The sequence below is a fragment of the Fictibacillus sp. b24 genome (assembly GCF_030348825.1).
In the GTDB taxonomy this organism is placed as follows: Bacteria; Bacillota; Bacilli; order Bacillales; family Fictibacillaceae; genus Fictibacillus.
This window is the reverse complement of the sequence record NZ_JAUCES010000005.1, coordinates 395,246-410,236: the sequence shown is the minus strand read 5'-3', so window position 1 is coordinate 410,236 and position 14,991 is coordinate 395,246. Positions and strand designations below refer to the sequence as shown.

The 14,991-nt window shown below is 40.7% G+C and carries 14 protein-coding genes; 2 read left to right on the top strand and 12 right to left on the bottom strand.

The genetic code is table 11. From position 1 onward, the window contains the following. Nucleotides 1–55: 55 nt before the first annotated feature. The 3 genes from QUF49_RS02190 to QUF49_RS02180 all read right to left on the bottom strand — a co-directional run bounded on the left by QUF49_RS02190 (nucleotide 56) and on the right by QUF49_RS02180 (nucleotide 2,960). A complete protein-coding gene (locus tag QUF49_RS02190) occupies nucleotides 56–1,015 on the bottom strand; it encodes an ABC transporter permease (protein ID WP_289494112.1) in 960 nt (319 codons plus the stop codon). Further along, nucleotides 987–1,937, bottom strand: coding sequence for an ABC transporter ATP-binding protein (locus QUF49_RS02185; protein WP_289494111.1), 951 nt, complete (start codon nucleotides 1,935–1,937; stop codon nucleotides 987–989). The genes QUF49_RS02190 and QUF49_RS02185 overlap by 29 nt, the downstream gene beginning before the upstream one ends. 105 nt (nucleotides 1,938–2,042) lie before the next feature. Then, nucleotides 2,043–2,960, bottom strand: a complete 918-nt coding sequence (locus QUF49_RS02180; protein WP_289494110.1) for a DMT family transporter — start codon at nucleotides 2,958–2,960, stop codon at nucleotides 2,043–2,045. Nucleotides 2,961–3,306: 346 nt separating this feature from the next. On the opposite strand from QUF49_RS02180, the gene QUF49_RS02175 reads away from it, so the two are divergent. Beyond that, nucleotides 3,307–4,224 (top strand): DMT family transporter, encoded by a 918-nt coding sequence (locus QUF49_RS02175; RefSeq protein ID WP_289494109.1) that lies wholly within the window; start codon nucleotides 3,307–3,309, stop codon nucleotides 4,222–4,224. A gap of 38 nt (nucleotides 4,225–4,262) precedes the next feature. On the opposite strand, the gene yidC is transcribed toward QUF49_RS02175, so the two are convergent. The 4 genes from yidC to QUF49_RS02155 all read right to left on the bottom strand — a co-directional run bounded on the left by yidC (nucleotide 4,263) and on the right by QUF49_RS02155 (nucleotide 8,053). After that, a complete protein-coding gene (gene yidC, locus QUF49_RS02170) occupies nucleotides 4,263–5,018 on the bottom strand; it encodes a membrane protein insertase YidC (protein WP_289494108.1) in 756 nt (251 codons plus the stop codon). Nucleotides 5,019–5,045: 27 nt separating this feature from the next. Continuing rightward, nucleotides 5,046–5,330 carry a hypothetical protein gene (locus tag QUF49_RS02165; RefSeq protein ID WP_289494107.1) on the bottom strand — a complete coding sequence of 95 codons (285 nt, stop codon included), beginning with the start codon at nucleotides 5,328–5,330 and terminating at the stop codon, nucleotides 5,046–5,048. A 57-nt stretch (nucleotides 5,331–5,387) separates the two neighbouring features. Continuing rightward, nucleotides 5,388–6,404 carry a MoeB/ThiF family adenylyltransferase gene (locus QUF49_RS02160; protein ID WP_289494106.1) on the bottom strand — a complete coding sequence of 339 codons (1,017 nt, stop codon included), beginning with the start codon at nucleotides 6,402–6,404 and terminating at the stop codon, nucleotides 5,388–5,390. A gap of 347 nt (nucleotides 6,405–6,751) precedes the next feature. After that, entirely contained in the window at nucleotides 6,752–8,053 is a 1,302-nt protein-coding gene (locus tag QUF49_RS02155; RefSeq protein WP_289494105.1) for a YjiH family protein, read from the bottom strand. 201 nt (nucleotides 8,054–8,254) lie between these two features. Between QUF49_RS02155 and QUF49_RS02150 the strand changes: the two genes are divergently transcribed. Beyond that, nucleotides 8,255–8,524: a hypothetical protein gene (locus QUF49_RS02150; RefSeq protein ID WP_289494104.1), complete on the top strand. Its 270-nt coding sequence runs from the start codon at nucleotides 8,255–8,257 to the stop codon at nucleotides 8,522–8,524. Between the two features lie 163 nt (nucleotides 8,525–8,687). Here QUF49_RS02150 and QUF49_RS02145 read toward each other — a convergent pair whose 3' ends face one another. The 5 genes from QUF49_RS02145 to QUF49_RS02125 form a co-directional block, all read right to left on the bottom strand. Further along, entirely contained in the window at nucleotides 8,688–10,862 is a 2,175-nt protein-coding gene (locus tag QUF49_RS02145) for a type IA DNA topoisomerase (protein ID WP_289494103.1), read from the bottom strand. A 273-nt stretch (nucleotides 10,863–11,135) separates the two neighbouring features. Continuing rightward, nucleotides 11,136–12,308, bottom strand: coding sequence for an aminotransferase (locus QUF49_RS02140; protein ID WP_289494102.1), 1,173 nt, complete (start codon nucleotides 12,306–12,308; stop codon nucleotides 11,136–11,138). Beyond that, nucleotides 12,305–12,805, bottom strand: coding sequence for an Lrp/AsnC family transcriptional regulator (locus QUF49_RS02135; protein WP_425590485.1), 501 nt, complete (start codon nucleotides 12,803–12,805; stop codon nucleotides 12,305–12,307). The genes QUF49_RS02140 and QUF49_RS02135 overlap by 4 nt, the downstream gene beginning before the upstream one ends. 111 nt (nucleotides 12,806–12,916) lie before the next feature. Then, the gene (locus tag QUF49_RS02130; RefSeq protein ID WP_289494101.1) at nucleotides 12,917–13,624 is read right to left on the bottom strand and encodes an HAD family hydrolase; all 708 of its coding nucleotides are present in this window, start codon (nucleotides 13,622–13,624) and stop codon (nucleotides 12,917–12,919) included. A gap of 569 nt (nucleotides 13,625–14,193) precedes the next feature. Continuing rightward, nucleotides 14,194–14,826, bottom strand: coding sequence for a zinc dependent phospholipase C family protein (locus QUF49_RS02125; protein WP_289494100.1), 633 nt, complete (start codon nucleotides 14,824–14,826; stop codon nucleotides 14,194–14,196). Nucleotides 14,827–14,991: the final 165 nt, after the last annotated feature.

Here is a 14,991-nt window from a genome sequence, read left to right as displayed (position 1 = left end):
AACAAAAAAAGATAACCCATTTAAAATAGGTTATCTCGTGTTTATAGACTTTCTTTTACGCTTTTACATCACGCTTCTGGAAAACGGTAAACGTAATTGCAAGCATCACCGCTGTATACACCGCCAACACACTAATGGAGAACGGCAGCGTTAAATCTTTGATCAGCTGATCTTGCCCGTCAATGAGCACGCTAAGATCCATGTTGGCAAACAGTGTGTAAACAATCCAGTCTTTGTTAGCGAGCAGCATCACAATCGTGTTTCCTGCAAACATTGTGAACATGGCCACCCCAATTGCGACCGAGTTACTCATGAACAGAGTAGAAATCATGAACGACAGAGCTACAAGTGCCGTTAATTCGATAAACTCGACACCGATGTTGGCAAAAACGTACTCAACGATCAATCGTTCTTTTACTTGTTGATCTTCCGTTACAACCAGATACGATTGATCCATTCCTCCGAATCCATACGCTAGACCACCGACCAGCCACGTTGATGCAATCACAACGAGCCACATCACAAAGGCAAATCCTAATGTTGCAAGGAACTTGGATAATAGGATCTTCCATCTGCTATAAGGACGAATGAGCAGCATCTTAATGGTTCCTTTTGAAAATTCACTTGAGACAATATCACTCGCGACTACGATAACAAATAATCCGATTAAGGACGAGATCGGCGCCATATCTTTCATAAACTGCCAAGTTGTTGTTTCATATGGTGAAATTTCATTGGCAATGGCGTATTCGTTTTGCTTAATGCCTGTTTCAAGCATCTCTATGTAAAACTCATCAGCGCCGTTTTTCTTTTCTTCTTCTACCAACTTCTTATCATTCTTAATTTGTTCAGTAAGTTCTTGCTTCCAGTTGTTATTCACTTCCTCATCCGTCGTTACTTTATCATAGACGGCAACACCAATAATAATGATGATCGGAAGCGCAAGGAAAATCCATGTGCGTATGCGGCTAAAGATCTTAATCCACTCATTCGTTAACAGGGACAGCCACTTCATTCACATCGCCCCCTTTCTTCGTCATTTCTAAGAATCGCTCTTCTAATGTCTTCGTTTTACGTTGGATGCCTACAACGAGAACACCTGCTAATACAAGCTGTTTGTTCAGCTCTGCGATAAATCGTACGTCAGATACTTCAACGATCAGTTCATTGCCAGATTCAGTCACGGCAAGTGCATCATTCATCTTCACTAAAACTTGTTTGGCTTGTGAAGTATCTCCCTCGATCTGGAAGTGAACTTTTACGTCTGCTTCGTCTTCTTGATTCGTGATTTCGTCAATTCGCACAAGTTTTCCGTTCTGAATAATGGCAACGCGGTCACACATCATCTGCATCTCGGAAAGCATGTGAGAAGAGACGACGACAGAGGTACCGTTGTTTGCTAGAAGCCGTAAATAGTTTCTTAGATCATAGATTCCTTGTGGATCAAGTCCGTTTGTTGGTTCGTCTAGAATCAACACGTTTGGCTTATGTAAAAGTGCCTGCGCTACTCCTAGTCGTTGTCTCATACCAAGCGAGTAGGTTTTTACTTTGTCATGAATGGCGTATTTCAGATCGACGAGTTCGATCACTTCGTCAATTCTTTCCTTCGTTACACCTGGCATGATCCTCGCATATTGCATGAGGTTTTTATATCCTGACATATAATCGTACAGCTGAGGATTTTCAACAATTGCACCAACGCGTTCCATCGCTTTTTCATAGTTTCCGCGAATGTTGTCACCGTTGATCAGAACATCACCGTCTGTAATTGAGATGAGTCCTACAATCATTCGGATCGTCGTCGTTTTTCCGGCACCATTCGGGCCGAGCAGGCCAAAGATTTCTCCTTCTCTCACCGAGAACGACAGATCATCTACAATGGTCTTGCTTTTAATCTTTTTCGTTAAGTTCTTTAGTTCTAACGTATGTGTTGTCATGAAATTCCCAACTCCTCCTATCTCAACTCTCTCTTTTTTCCAATTATCTATACGAGTGATAGCAGTAGATAGTTTCAATATTTTTGTAAATTATTTACTTTTAAACTAAAGACTTCTATCTGCCGCGACACTGCTTTTTGCTCTTTTTGTTACACGGGTTGATAGATAAACACCTAGTATGACTAACGCTCCGCCAACCGCTTGATAATAAGCGAGCGTTTCATCAATAAACAGCACGGCAAAAGTGGCAGCGAACACTGGAATCAAGTTCAGAAAAATGCCTGCTTTATTCGGTCCTACTCGTTCTACCGCTGTGTTCCATGACATAAAGGCAACGATGGACGCAAAGATTCCTGTGTATAAAATCGTTAGTACGGAGCCGGTCGACCAGACGATCTCTGTCTCTTGTGCTTCTTTTATAAAAAACGGAAGCAAGATTATGATGCCGAGAACCATCGAAACGGTGAACGTGCTGTATGTCGGAAGTTTTCCAGCATATCTTTTTATAAGTAAAGAATAAATGCTCCAGCAGATGACAGCAGCAATCACAATCAGGTCACCCTTGTTAAAGGAGAACTGCAGCAACACAGCAAGTGAGCCTTTCGAAATAATAAAATGAAGTCCAACGATTGAAAGAATGGCACCTGCAACTTGTTTGGCGTTCAGCCGCTCACCCAGCCAGATGAATGACAGAATAAAGATAATAATCGGCGTCGACGTGTTAACGAGTGATGCGTTGATGGAAGTCGTGTAATGAAGTGCGATGTAAAGAAGTGTGTTGAAGCCGGTAATACCAGTGAGTGCCATGAATAGTACAATTCGCCACTGCTTTTTCACCACCTGCCACTCTTTACGTAGAAATGGCCAGGCAAATGGGAGGAAAATGACGAATGCTGTGCACCATCGCAAAAAAGATAGTGTAACAGGCGGTAAACTGCTCGTAATCGCTCGTCCAATCACGAAATTGCCTCCCCAGATCAAGGTTGCGACAACTAGAAGTACATATGGGTTTACTTTTTTCATGTGATGATCACACCTTTTTTAGTAATTAAGTCGTTTCGGGCTTCAATTAGGTCGTTTTTAGAAGAATTAAGTCTAACCAGCTACCAAAGTCTAAATTTGAAAATAAAGGCGTTTCGACAAACCTGACAATCGTAAGTCACCAGACAACATGATAATTTAATCAGCTTCAAAATCATTTCTCCCACTATATCAGACTACCTCTTGAAGGAGATATGGTCGTTTCGGCTCAAACTGTAAAATGTAAGCTTTTTTTCTGTAAAAACATCTACAATGATGTACAATGGAAACTAAAATCATTTTAATACTTTACTTCATGAAGTAAAAGCAGAAGAAAGAAGATGACGTGATGAAACCGTATCGAACGTATATCATTTTATTTTCTGTGATGGTGGTGTGGGGGCTAAATGTAACGGCGACGAAAATTCTCGTTACGAACTTCATGCCTGTTACGATCACAGGAATTCGTGTTCTAACCGCTGGCTTAACGGTATTTTTGCTTCTCTCTCTTATTAAAAAGGTTCGAATGCTAACAAAAAAAGAGTTTTGGTATGTTTTTTTAGCTTCGATCTTTAATGTTGTGGCGCATCATTATTTTCTGTCGATCGGCCTAACCGAAACGACAGCCACAAACGGCGGTTTGATTATGGGAATGTCGCCGCTTCTGACGACCATCCTTGCCATCTCGTTCCTAGGTACACCATTAACACTGCTTAAGACAATCGGACTTTTACTAGGATTTTCTGGAGTTGCCTTCATCGTGTTAGAAGGCAGCCAAGTGACAGGCATCTCGTTCGGTGACGGTTACATCCTTTTATCTGTTCTTACGCAAGCCGTTAGTTTTATTCTAATAAAAAGAGTCGCACACACGCTGGATCCCCGCTTGATGACTGGGTACATGATGGTGATCGGCTCGCTGTTCTTGATCGTGATTGGGTTGATCGAGGAGCCTCAAGGATTTGCAGGAGTGATTGAGAATTCAACGGTATCATTATGGCTGATCTATTTCGCTTCCGCCTGTATTGCTACAGCGATGGGCCACATGCTTTATAACGAAGCGATCGGTAAAATTGGAGCTTCAGAAGCGTCGATCTTCATTAACTTGAACCCGTTCTTTGCTTTAGTCGGCGCCGTTTTGTTTTTGAACGAGAAAATTTTGTTTCAGCATATACTTGGATTTTTCCTTATTATCACAGGAGTTCTGTTAGGATCTGGTGCGGTTGAGGAGATTCGAAACAGACGACTACGTAAAAAAAGTGCTGCATAAAAAATACGAACAGATTAAGATGTCTGGTCGTTTTCTCATTATGAGCTAGTGGATGCTGTCTTTTTCTTTATTCTTTTTAAAATGACGGTTTGAATCGTCAAAAACACATTGCCCACCATCCAGTATAATGGCAATACCGCTGCCAGTTTCCAGGCAGAAGAAAGGATGATAATTGGCATAATGTAACCCATCATTTTCATTTGCGGGTTTTCAGCTGCTAGCTCAGCCGTACTCAATTTATATTGTACGAGCGTTGTGAGTGCCGCTAATACCGGTAGCAGATGAAGAGGATCAGCTGTGCCTAAGTTAAACCAAAGAAAGTTGTGCAATGCAATTTCTTTCGTTTTGATGATCGCATAATAAAAGGCCATCAAGATAGGCATTTGGATCAAAAGAGGCAGACATCCCATTGATAATGGATTTACCTCGTGCTTTTTATAAACTGTCATGAGTTCGTTTTGTAATTTCAGCTGAGACTCCCGATCTTTGCCGGTGTATTTTTCACGAAGCTGTTTGATTTCCGGCTGAATCTTTTTCATTTTTTCCTGATTTTTCGTTTGTTTTAACGTTAAAGGCAAAATCAAGAATCGAATAACGATGGTTAAGAATACGATCGCAAGTCCATAGCTATCGTTAAACATATAGGCAACATATTGAATGAGCTGTGAAAAGGGATAGATGACAAAATGGTTCCAGACACCTGTGCTATCTGCTGTGATCGGTGCGGTATTGCTGCATCCGGATAACAGGAAAATAGCCATTAGTACTGTAAGAATGGATACATACTTTTTCAAAAATGGTTCCTCCTTGTTTTTAAAACTTTACGCAAACAAGGATTGTACGTGTCCTTCTTTATCATCAGGCGTTTCAATTCTGAACATCTTACGTGCTATTTCATCACGAATAAAGCAATAGTTCTGAACGAGGCGGGGATCTATTATAACTTGATCAAGTCGAATCCCATCCGTTTTCTGGGGTCGATTTGACTTATGGACGACAGAACTACTTACGAACGAATAAAGCTGCCCAACAACGATAAAAGTCAGCGCAAAACTAACTGATAACAGCAAGGCATCCATATTGCATAACAGGTCTAAAAACTCCATAAATTCAAATCACCTCCTAGTAACCATTATATAGAAACATCGAGCTTTATTCTAATCTCACCCTAAAAGTCTGTGATAAAGGGACTTCGCTTCTGCCGTATCCTTCGTTCCATGAACGAGCGCTCGTCCGTCTTTAAAAAGTACAAGTCGCCGGCTATTGCTCTGCAATTCCAGTAAATACGGATTTCGGCGAACTTCTCCATGTGCTGAGAGTCTTTGTTCCATCTCTTTTAAATCGATCTCGCGGTTGTAAGATGGACGAATTTGAACGGTGTCACGTCCGCATAATACGGCCGTTTTTAACGCTGAGCTTTTTTCTAAATGTGGATACGTCGGATTCGTTCCGCATGATGGACAATCCTCTTTTTTCGCCTTATCCATTCCGAGCTGTACGTGCTGGTTCTCCCAGAGATCAAACGTTACGATTTTACGCCGGACGGCCTGAAAATCCTCAACTAAAATTTTTAATGCTTCTGCTGTTTGATAAGCTGTAACCATCTGAACAGCCGGTGCTATGATTCCCACTGTGTCACACGTTTGGTTGTACGCTGGTATTTTGTTTAAAAAACAGTTCAGACAAGGTCCTTGTCCGGGGAGGATGGTGTAGGTGATTCCGTAGCTCCCAACACACGCCCCATAGATCCAAGGCACCTGATATTTTTGCGACAGGTCGTTGATGAGTAATCGTGTTTCAAAGTTGTCCGTCGCATCTATAATGAGGTCGATCCCCTCGATCAGCTCTTCCGCTTCTTCAATCCCCATATCCATCACATGTCCCTGAATTTCTACGTCGGAATTGATTTGGTTTAACCGGTTTTTAGCGGCAATGACTTTTGGAAGCTGTTGTTTTGCATCATTCTCCGTATAAAGCTGCTGGCGCTGAAGGTTCGTCCAATCCACATAATCTCGGTCGACGAGGACAATCCGTTTTACACCCGCTCGTGTGAGTGATTCCGCACTCCCTGCGCCAAGGGCTCCTGCCCCAACAATCAGCACGTTCTTTTGCCTGATTTTTTCTTGCCCCTCTTTACCGATCGGGCTAAATAATTCCTGCCTCGAATATCTGTCGTTCACTTTGTGTTCAACCCCTCTAAAGGACTGTCGCAATGCTGCAGCCGATGATTTCTATTTATAGATTATCATATTGTATGTTTTGACAGGGGATTGTCTTCGATCGAGATTTTTACGGTACGTGTTCTTATATGTATTACAGATTCGCGCAGTCAACCGCGTTTCTCACGCGCTGCAGTTCATTTTACGCGCAGACTGAGCTGTTTTGCCCGCAGAAAGTGGGGAGTTTACGCGCAGCGAAAGGTAAACTACCTTCAAATGATGTTCATTTTATCAATCCGAACACTGTTTCACACGAATAAAAGACGCTGCAAACGTTCAGCAGCGTCTTTTTTGTACGATTATTCCATCTATAGCAACAAATACGCGATCGGAGTGGCTAAAATCAGTGCTAACACCGTGCGCTGAAACCAAATCCATAGAAGTTTTGGCACACTGATTGGAATTTCCGTTGATAACACACATGGAATGCTTGCGGAAAAGAACAGGATGGATGCTACAGATACGACGCCGATTACAAATTTTGTTACGAGTGCGGCTTCTGTTACCAATAGGGCTGGGAGGAACATTTCAGCTACACCGATTGAGGCTGCTTTTGCTGCAAGCATGGCATCTGGAAGCTGAAGCGCCCATGTAATCGGATAGAACACGTAGCCGATCCAGTCAAATACTGGCGTGTATTCAGCGAGCAGCAATCCGATCAGACCGACGCTCATGATGGAAGGCAGAATACTCATTGCCATCACGAAACCATCTTTTAGATTCGACCAGATATTGTTCAAAAACGATGGAGCGTTTTGTGATGAATCCATCGCACTTCTCCACGCGGTTTGCAAATATTTCTCGCTTGCGACTTCTTCAGGATGCCCCTCACCGCCAACATATGAATCATCCATTCTGCTTAATGGACGGATTCGAACGGTAATCGCTGTTACTAAGAACGTTACAACGAGCGTCGTCCAGAAGTACGTGTTCCACATCTCCATCAGCCCAAGCGTGTTCGCCACAACGATCATGAACGTGGCGGAAACGGTCGAGAAGCCTGTTGCAATAATAGCAGCTTCTTTTACAGTATACTTCCCTTCTTTAAACACGCGGTTCGTAATGAGTAAGCCGATTGAATAGCTGCCAACAAACGAGGCAACGGCATCAACAGCTGATCGGCCTGGCGTCTTCCAGATCGGGCGCATGATTTTTTGTACGAGGACACCGATAAATTCCATCAGACCATAACCCACGATAAAGGCAAGGAATACTGCCCCAAGCGGAACGAGCAGGCCTACGGGAACGACTAGTTTTTCAAATAAAAATGGCCCCATGTTCGGATCGCTTAACCAGCTCGGACCCCATTCAAAATAAAGAAGGACTGCCGCGATCAGACCCACGACTTTTAATAAAGAGAAAGTGGTTGTGACCCGGTCTTTGTTCCACGTTTTTGTGTAGAACGGATAAACTGCACCAAGAAGAATAACGAGCAGCGCATAAATCGGGACAGCCTCACCCGCTGTATCTCTCACCCACGTGACGAGGTGATCGAGCGGAATGGAAGACTTTCCTTTTACCGTGATTGGAACGAAGAACATGAAAATGCCGACTGCACTGAAAAAAAGAAACTTCAAAGAATGAGACCAGGAATCTGCAGCTTTTTTCATTTCATTCAACTCCCTCAAACCGTTGATAAGCCTGCCGGTTCAGGCTCTCTATACATCATATCAGGACAAAGTACGAAATATGACGAGTCGTGCTTGTACAACTGTTCTATTTTTAAATCCCCTTTTTCTTACTGAAACATGTCTGTTATTCGGACGTGTAGGGAATACCATTTACATAGCCCAAGAATAGGAGTGTTAGTGATGCGATACTTTATGAACGTTAATAAAAGTGTGGAAGAAGAGTACGGTAAGCTGTTTAGCTTCGATCCTGCGACGAACGAGGAAAACGACGATGAGCTTGAAGTGATGAATAACTTAGATGAGCAGGATAAAGGAAAGCCTTATATCTTTCCTAAAAGCTTCTTGCTGGAGGTTTCCGCTGAAGATTATGAGCAATATGCGGAGGCGAAGAGAGGAAATGGAGATATGAGGGGTGTTACAGAAAAGATTTTGGAGAGGTATCGAAAATAAAGAAAAATGGCTCAAGCTTTCTTGAGTCATTTTTCGTTTGAAGGTCCTAACTTTGTTGATATCCTCTTCATTTTTCATGATATATGTAAAGACAACCGAAACATCTCATTCCGGTTGTCTTTCTCCTTAAAATAAATAATTTTCTTTGATTTCGTGGAAATAATCATTTCTTAGCAAATTGCTTTTTAGCAAACTCAAATCCTATCGTTAAATCATCTTTTAATATGAGCATCGCATCGAACTTTCTTTTTTCTTTTGCTTTTGGCTTGAACCCTTTAATGACATTGGTTTTGCCTTTCGTACACAAATCCTTCACCTGTTTCTCAGTAATACTTTTACTAAGTAGTTTTCCTGGAAAGGTCTGTTTGCAACCATTCACATGTTCTGAGCAGTTATAGTAAGAACGATTCACGCTGATGCTTCCTTTTTTGCAACGAGGACAAAGAGCGATCGGTTTCTGATTCACTTTCTTAACCACATCAATACTTTGCTGAATTGATTCTGCATTCAGTTGTCCTGGCACTTCTTCAATCAATTTATTAATGAACTTTGCTATACTTCCTAAAAAGGCTTGGGGCGTACCGTTTCCGTTTCCGATTTTCTTTAAATACGCTTCCCATTTGGCCGTCATGGAAGGACTGGAAAGTAAGTTACCTTCTATTGACTGACACAGGACCTTCCCTTTTTCGGTAATATGAACAATGTTCTTTTTCACTTCGATGTATTGATGTTTTTTTATCGTTTCAATGATTCCGCTTCGTGTCGCTTCCGTACCTAAGCCTTCAACTTCTTTTAGAATTTCCATCTCTTCTTCATTTTCAACCGATTTCCCACACGTTTTCATCATGGAAATGAGCTGACCTTCTGTGTAAGGTTTCGGAGGAGTAGTCATTCCTTCTTTCATTTTGACGACACTTTTCACGTTCTCTCCTTTTTCAAGTTTCGGAAGAGGTTGTGCAGCGTTGTCATCTTTCTTGCCTTTATTGTCATTTGAACCGTAGTTAAACAGTTCCCTCCAGCCTTTGCTGATTTCTGTTTTTCCTACTGTCTCAAAGTCTAAACCGTTCACATCCGTTGTTACCTTTGTCTCTTCGTAAACATAATCATGGTGAAACATAGCTAAGGTTGTGTTTAAGACTTCAAAGTAAATATTTCTTTCTTCTATTGATAACCCCTGAATTTTTGCACGTGTTGGAACCTTTTTTGTAGGAACAATCGCATAGTGTTCTTGAACCTTTGATCCATCTACATATCTTTTACTAGGTCTTTTAGAAGCTGGGGTAAAACGGTTCTCGATGAGTTCTTGATAGGATTCAAGATTAGCAGATAGATAGGCAAACTCATTTTCAGTAATATATTGTGTATCTGTTCTTGGATAGGATAGGATTTTTTTATCATATAACTTCTGAACGGTATCAAGGACCTTTTTCGGACTGTATTTCCATCGCTTATTAGCTGTTGCTTGCAGGGTAGAGAGCGCATGCAATTTAGGAGATTTGATCCGCATTTCCTTTTTTGAGACCGTCTTGATAATACCTTTATCATTTCCGGTTATGTTGCGCTTGTTCAACAGCCGCTCGACTTCTTCTTTGTTTTCACTTTTTATTTTTGCTTTTCCCTTATATTTACCGTTAGCAGCTGTAAAGTTACCTTCAATCTCATAAAACGGTTTAGCCACAAAATTCTCAATTTCGAGGTGCCGTTGATAAATCAAATACGTCGTTGGCGACTGCACTCTACCAATGCTCAAGCTATCTTTAAGACCTTTTTGTTGTAAAAGCAAGGTATACAGGCGGCTTCCGTTCATTCCAACGAGCCAGTCAGAAATCTGGCGTGTTTTAGCTTCTGCATAAAGCATTAGATCTTTCTCGTTATCATGAAGGTTAGAAAATCCTTTTATAACCTCATCCACTTCTAGAGAGTTAATCCATAGTCGTTTAATGGTCTTGCCTCTCACACCTGTCATATGGTAGATCGAATAAAAGATATTCGAACCCTCACGATCAACATCACAACCGTTAATGATGATGTCAGCTTCTTTAAATAAACGTTTTACTGCATTAAACTGTTCATATTTCCCAGACGCCACTTTAAATTCATAGCGTTCAGGCAGGATCGGTAAGGAAGATAAACGCCACGTTCCCCACTCTGACTTATATTCTTTTGGTTGCTTCAGCTCTACCAAATGACCGATTCCCCATGTAAGTATGGCACCATTCGGAAATATGCTGCATGGGTTTAACTCAATAAACGTTTTATCTTTCTTTTTTATCGAAAAGGCATCTGAATAAGCCTTAGCTTGTGACGGTTTCTCTGCTAGAATGACGATTCTGCTCATTTTAACTTCACCTTAATCCTATATCACTTAGTTTTCTTCTTATTGTATCATTTTGATTATAAATTCAATAACATCCTCTGAATCTATGATTATGAGTCAGAAAGCCTAAGTGGTTTCTCCTTTTTTTACCCATATATTATAAAAAGCTATTCTTCCAATGTTCCTGTGTCCTCTACATTCCACAAATAATAATGCTGCTCCGTAATCATAAAAAAACGGCGCAATTCTTAACACAGAAATGCACCGTTCGTTGTTACCTTCGTAAACAGATCCTTATAACGTTTTTAAAAACCGGTCAATTCGGCGCATCGCTTCTTCTAGCTTTTGAACAGAGGTCGCATAAGAGCAGCGAACATGCCCCTCTCCGCTTTCGCCAAAAACACTACCGGGTACAACAGCAACCTGCTCTTTCATCAGGAGTTGTTCTGCAAATTCTTCAGAAGACAGTCCAGTCTTTTCAATCGAGGGAAATACATAAAAAGCACCACCTGGAACATGGCACGATAGGCCCATCTCCTCTAAAGCATGAATGACCAAACTGCGGCGCTGCCTATAGCTTTCTTTCATTTTCACGACATCCTTCTGCCCATTAACGAGAGCTTCAAGAGCAGCATGTTGAGCCATGGTAGGCGCGCACATCATCGTATACTGATGTATTTTTAACATGGCTTGCAAGATTGCTTTAGGACCGCAGGCAAAACCTAATCGCCAGCCAGTCATCGCAAAGGCTTTTGAAAATCCAGAAATTAAGATCGTACGGTTCCGCATATTTTTCACAGCAGGAAAACTTGTATACGGTTCATCGTACGTTAGCTCAGCATATATTTCATCTGAAATAACGAGCAAGTCATACTTCTCTACAACCTCTGCGATTTTTTCCAAATCTCTTTTAGACAAAACGGTTCCTGTTGGATTATTCGGACTGCATAACATAAGGACTTTCGTTTTATCCGTGATAGCAGCTTCAATTTGTTCAGGCTGAAGCTTGAAATCATCTTCGCTATACGTATTTACCGGAACAGGGACTCCACCTGCCAGTGTTACTGTTGGTGCGTAGGATACAAAGCTTGGCTCAACAACAATGACTTCCTCGCCTGGGTTAAGGACGGCGCGCAAAGCAAGATCAATCGCCTGTGAAGCACCAACTGTAACCACCATTTCATCTTCCGCACTGTACGCAACACCAAATCGCCTTTTCATATATCGAGAAATCTCTTTCCTCAACTCGAACAATCCAGCATTTGCTGTATAAGCAGTATAGCCTTGTTCCAACGAGTGATAACTTGCTTCGATCACGTTCCAAGGTGTAACGAAATCCGGCTCACCGACGCCTAAAGAAATGACGTTTTCCATAGAGGAAGCAAGATCAAAAAAACGACGGATGCCCGATGGCTGTATGGATTGAACGGTATTTGATAAATATTTTGAAGTTGGTTCTGTTATCATGGCGACACCACAATTCGTTTATCCTCATCATTATCACTAAAAACAAGGCCGTCATGCTTGTATTTTTTTAGGATGAAATGTGTAGTTGTCGATAGGACTGAATCGATGGTCGAGAGTTTTTCAGATACAAAGCGGCCGACTTCTGCCATCGTCTTACCTTCGATCGATACCGACAAATCGTAAACACCGGACATGAGATACACCGCTTTAACCTCAGGAAAACGATAGATTCGCTCGGCAACTTTATCAAAGCCGACACCTCGTTTTGGTGTGACTTTTACATCAATCATGGCTGTTACAGTTCCTTCTTCGGTACCCTTTGTCCAGTCAATAATGGCAGAATAGCCTAGTATCACTTTTTCTTTTTCGAGCTTTTCTAGAGTTTGTTTTGTTTCATCCACTGATATACCCATTAACTTTGCGATCGTTGCGGTTTCAAGACGTCCGTTTTTTTCAATGAGTTGCAATAGTTCGCGTTCTGTAGAATTCAAATCAATCACTCGCTTTTAATAGAATATGCTGACCATTATAACAAACCCTCTAAGTTAAGCCACTCTTCGTTTTAGAATTAATTTGGTAAATGTAAGTTATTTAATGTGCAAGTACTGCTACATCACAGTGCTCTTTTCTTTATTTTGGTTGTACTGCCTCTTCTCCTCATTCTCTATGATCAGCTTCAGCTCCTCCAGATCAGATATACTATAATCGGCTGCTTCGGCTTCGTCCCAGTAGGGGCTTGTTTTCCAAACGGCTAACATTCCAGTGTTCTTGGCGCCTTCTACATCATTTTTCGGGTGGTCACCTACGAACATGCACTCTTCCGTCTTAACGTTCAATCGCTCCGCTGCTCTCTCGAATATGAGTGGATCAGGCTTGCTCAGCCCCTCCATCTCAGAAATAAGGATGGCGTCAAAGTATTCCTTAATTTCTAATGACTTAATGGAGTCATTTTGAAACACCCCGTATCCGTTCGTGACCAAACCAAGGCGCAGACCCTTTTTCTTCAATTCATCCAGCATGCTTAAAAGGTTTGGAAACGGTGTGCAATGGTGCTTAAAATTTGTTAAGTAGTCGTCTAGCAATTCTCCTGGGGGCATTCTCCTTACAGCCAGCTCCTCGGCTAGCTTCTGGTACACTTTGTCCTTCCACACATATCCGTTCTGTTCAAGCGCAATAAATTTTTCAGCAAATATCTTTTTAGGAATATGGGACAGAACGGATGACAGACGAGTATGCTGGTCCTCCACAAACTTCTTAACCGACGTGTCGCGGTCCAAAAGCGTTCCGTCCAAATCAAACAACACAGCTTTTATCATTATTGACATTCTCCTATCCTTGCATTCTCTTTATAAAGGGTGATTACCCTGAAATAGATTTTCGCAAGCTTTTCCATGACAATCTGGTCCTATTCATAAAAAAGGACACATTTCTTTATTACAGAAATGCACCCGATCGTAGAATATCAACACTAACACAACAACTTTATCTAAAAAGTCTCTCCCATCTTGTTTTTACCGTAAAACAATTAATATGATTACCAACAATATTGTGAATATCAATCCTACACTTACGATTATTTCGCCACGTTTTAAATTGAAATAAATATACACAAATATATAATACATAGTCAGTGTAATTGTAAGAAAAACACCAGCAGTAACAATTTTTTGTGGACTATATTCACCAAAGGATATTGTGAAGTGTAATGCCCAACTTAGTATTGAAACTAAACCGAAACCCTACAGAAATTTTTCGGTATTCATAATTGCTCCTTCCAGTTTTTTATTTAATCTTCCAATAAATAATTAAAACGCTAATTAACTGACCTTCTTCTACAATCCTGCTCTTTTCTTGCATAGGAACGAAATATTTATACAGCAAACCCTTAAACTCTATTAAGTGAGTATTGTTTTATTTTCAATAATCCCACTTCAATTGATGTCTCTATATAACCAACTATTTGATCAAACGTAAAAACATTAAGTTGTTCATTTAAAACTTCATTATCGTACTCCATATCTCCTAATACATAAGGAACAAAATTTTCAACGTCTTTGGATTTAACTTCTTCTAAGTCTAATATTGCAGGAAAAAGACTTAACGTCTTTCTCATTTCATTTGTAAAACCATAGTGTTCTAGTAATTTCCCATTTAGTAATCGGAAATCATTATGGTATAACTTATATAATCCTTCATCAGCATCCATTCTGTTTTTCAGCCAAGAAAGATTAAAACCTCTTAGCCAGATATCATCAGCAATTAAATGTGCACTGTACCCCATAATATAAGAATTGTAATATTCTACTTCCGAACTATATTTATGTAGAAATCCTTTATAATCAACCCTTCTTGAATAATCTTTTACATCACCTATAAAGAAATGTGATAAGTTTTTTTCTTCGTGTGAAAATACAGCATCTGGAGCGATGCTTCCAAGCAAAAATGATGTTTTATCTTCTATCGATAAAGCCTCTGCAATTTTATTACCAATAATTGAGTGCATTATTCTTGAACCCATAATTCCCCCCACCCTTCCATATTTTCATTTCTGCAACTATCCTACCTGTTTGCTTAATACCAATTATTTCAAAATTTATTCTTATTCACAATATGTATTCCACGATCTGGCCCGTTTGTTGAATAAGGTACTCCAGATTTAGCCTTTGCCCTTTCCCAATCATTT

Bases quoted from the DNA above. Each gene is read 5' to 3' on its own strand.
- QUF49_RS02190 (WP_289494112.1), bottom strand. From the start codon at position 1,015: ATGAAGTGGCTGTCCCTGTTAACGAATGAGTGGATTAAGATCTTTAGC.
- QUF49_RS02185 (WP_289494111.1), bottom strand. From the start codon at position 1,937: ATGACAACACATACGTTAGAACTAAAGAACTTAACGAAAAAGATTAAA.
- QUF49_RS02180 (WP_289494110.1), bottom strand. From the start codon at position 2,960: ATGAAAAAAGTAAACCCATATGTACTTCTAGTTGTCGCAACCTTGATC.
- QUF49_RS02175 (WP_289494109.1), top strand. From the start codon at position 3,307: ATGAAACCGTATCGAACGTATATCATTTTATTTTCTGTGATGGTGGTG.
- QUF49_RS02165 (WP_289494107.1), bottom strand. From the start codon at position 5,330: ATGGAGTTTTTAGACCTGTTATGCAATATGGATGCCTTGCTGTTATCA.
- QUF49_RS02155 (WP_289494105.1), bottom strand. From the start codon at position 8,053: ATGAAAAAAGCTGCAGATTCCTGGTCTCATTCTTTGAAGTTTCTTTTT.
- QUF49_RS02150 (WP_289494104.1), top strand. From the start codon at position 8,255: ATGCGATACTTTATGAACGTTAATAAAAGTGTGGAAGAAGAGTACGGT.
- QUF49_RS02145 (WP_289494103.1), bottom strand. From the start codon at position 10,862: ATGAGCAGAATCGTCATTCTAGCAGAGAAACCGTCACAAGCTAAGGCT.
- QUF49_RS02140 (WP_289494102.1), bottom strand. From the start codon at position 12,308: ATGATAACAGAACCAACTTCAAAATATTTATCAAATACCGTTCAATCC.
- QUF49_RS02130 (WP_289494101.1), bottom strand. From the start codon at position 13,624: ATGATAAAAGCTGTGTTGTTTGATTTGGACGGAACGCTTTTGGACCGC.
- QUF49_RS02125 (WP_289494100.1), bottom strand. From the start codon at position 14,826: ATGGGTTCAAGAATAATGCACTCAATTATTGGTAATAAAATTGCAGAG.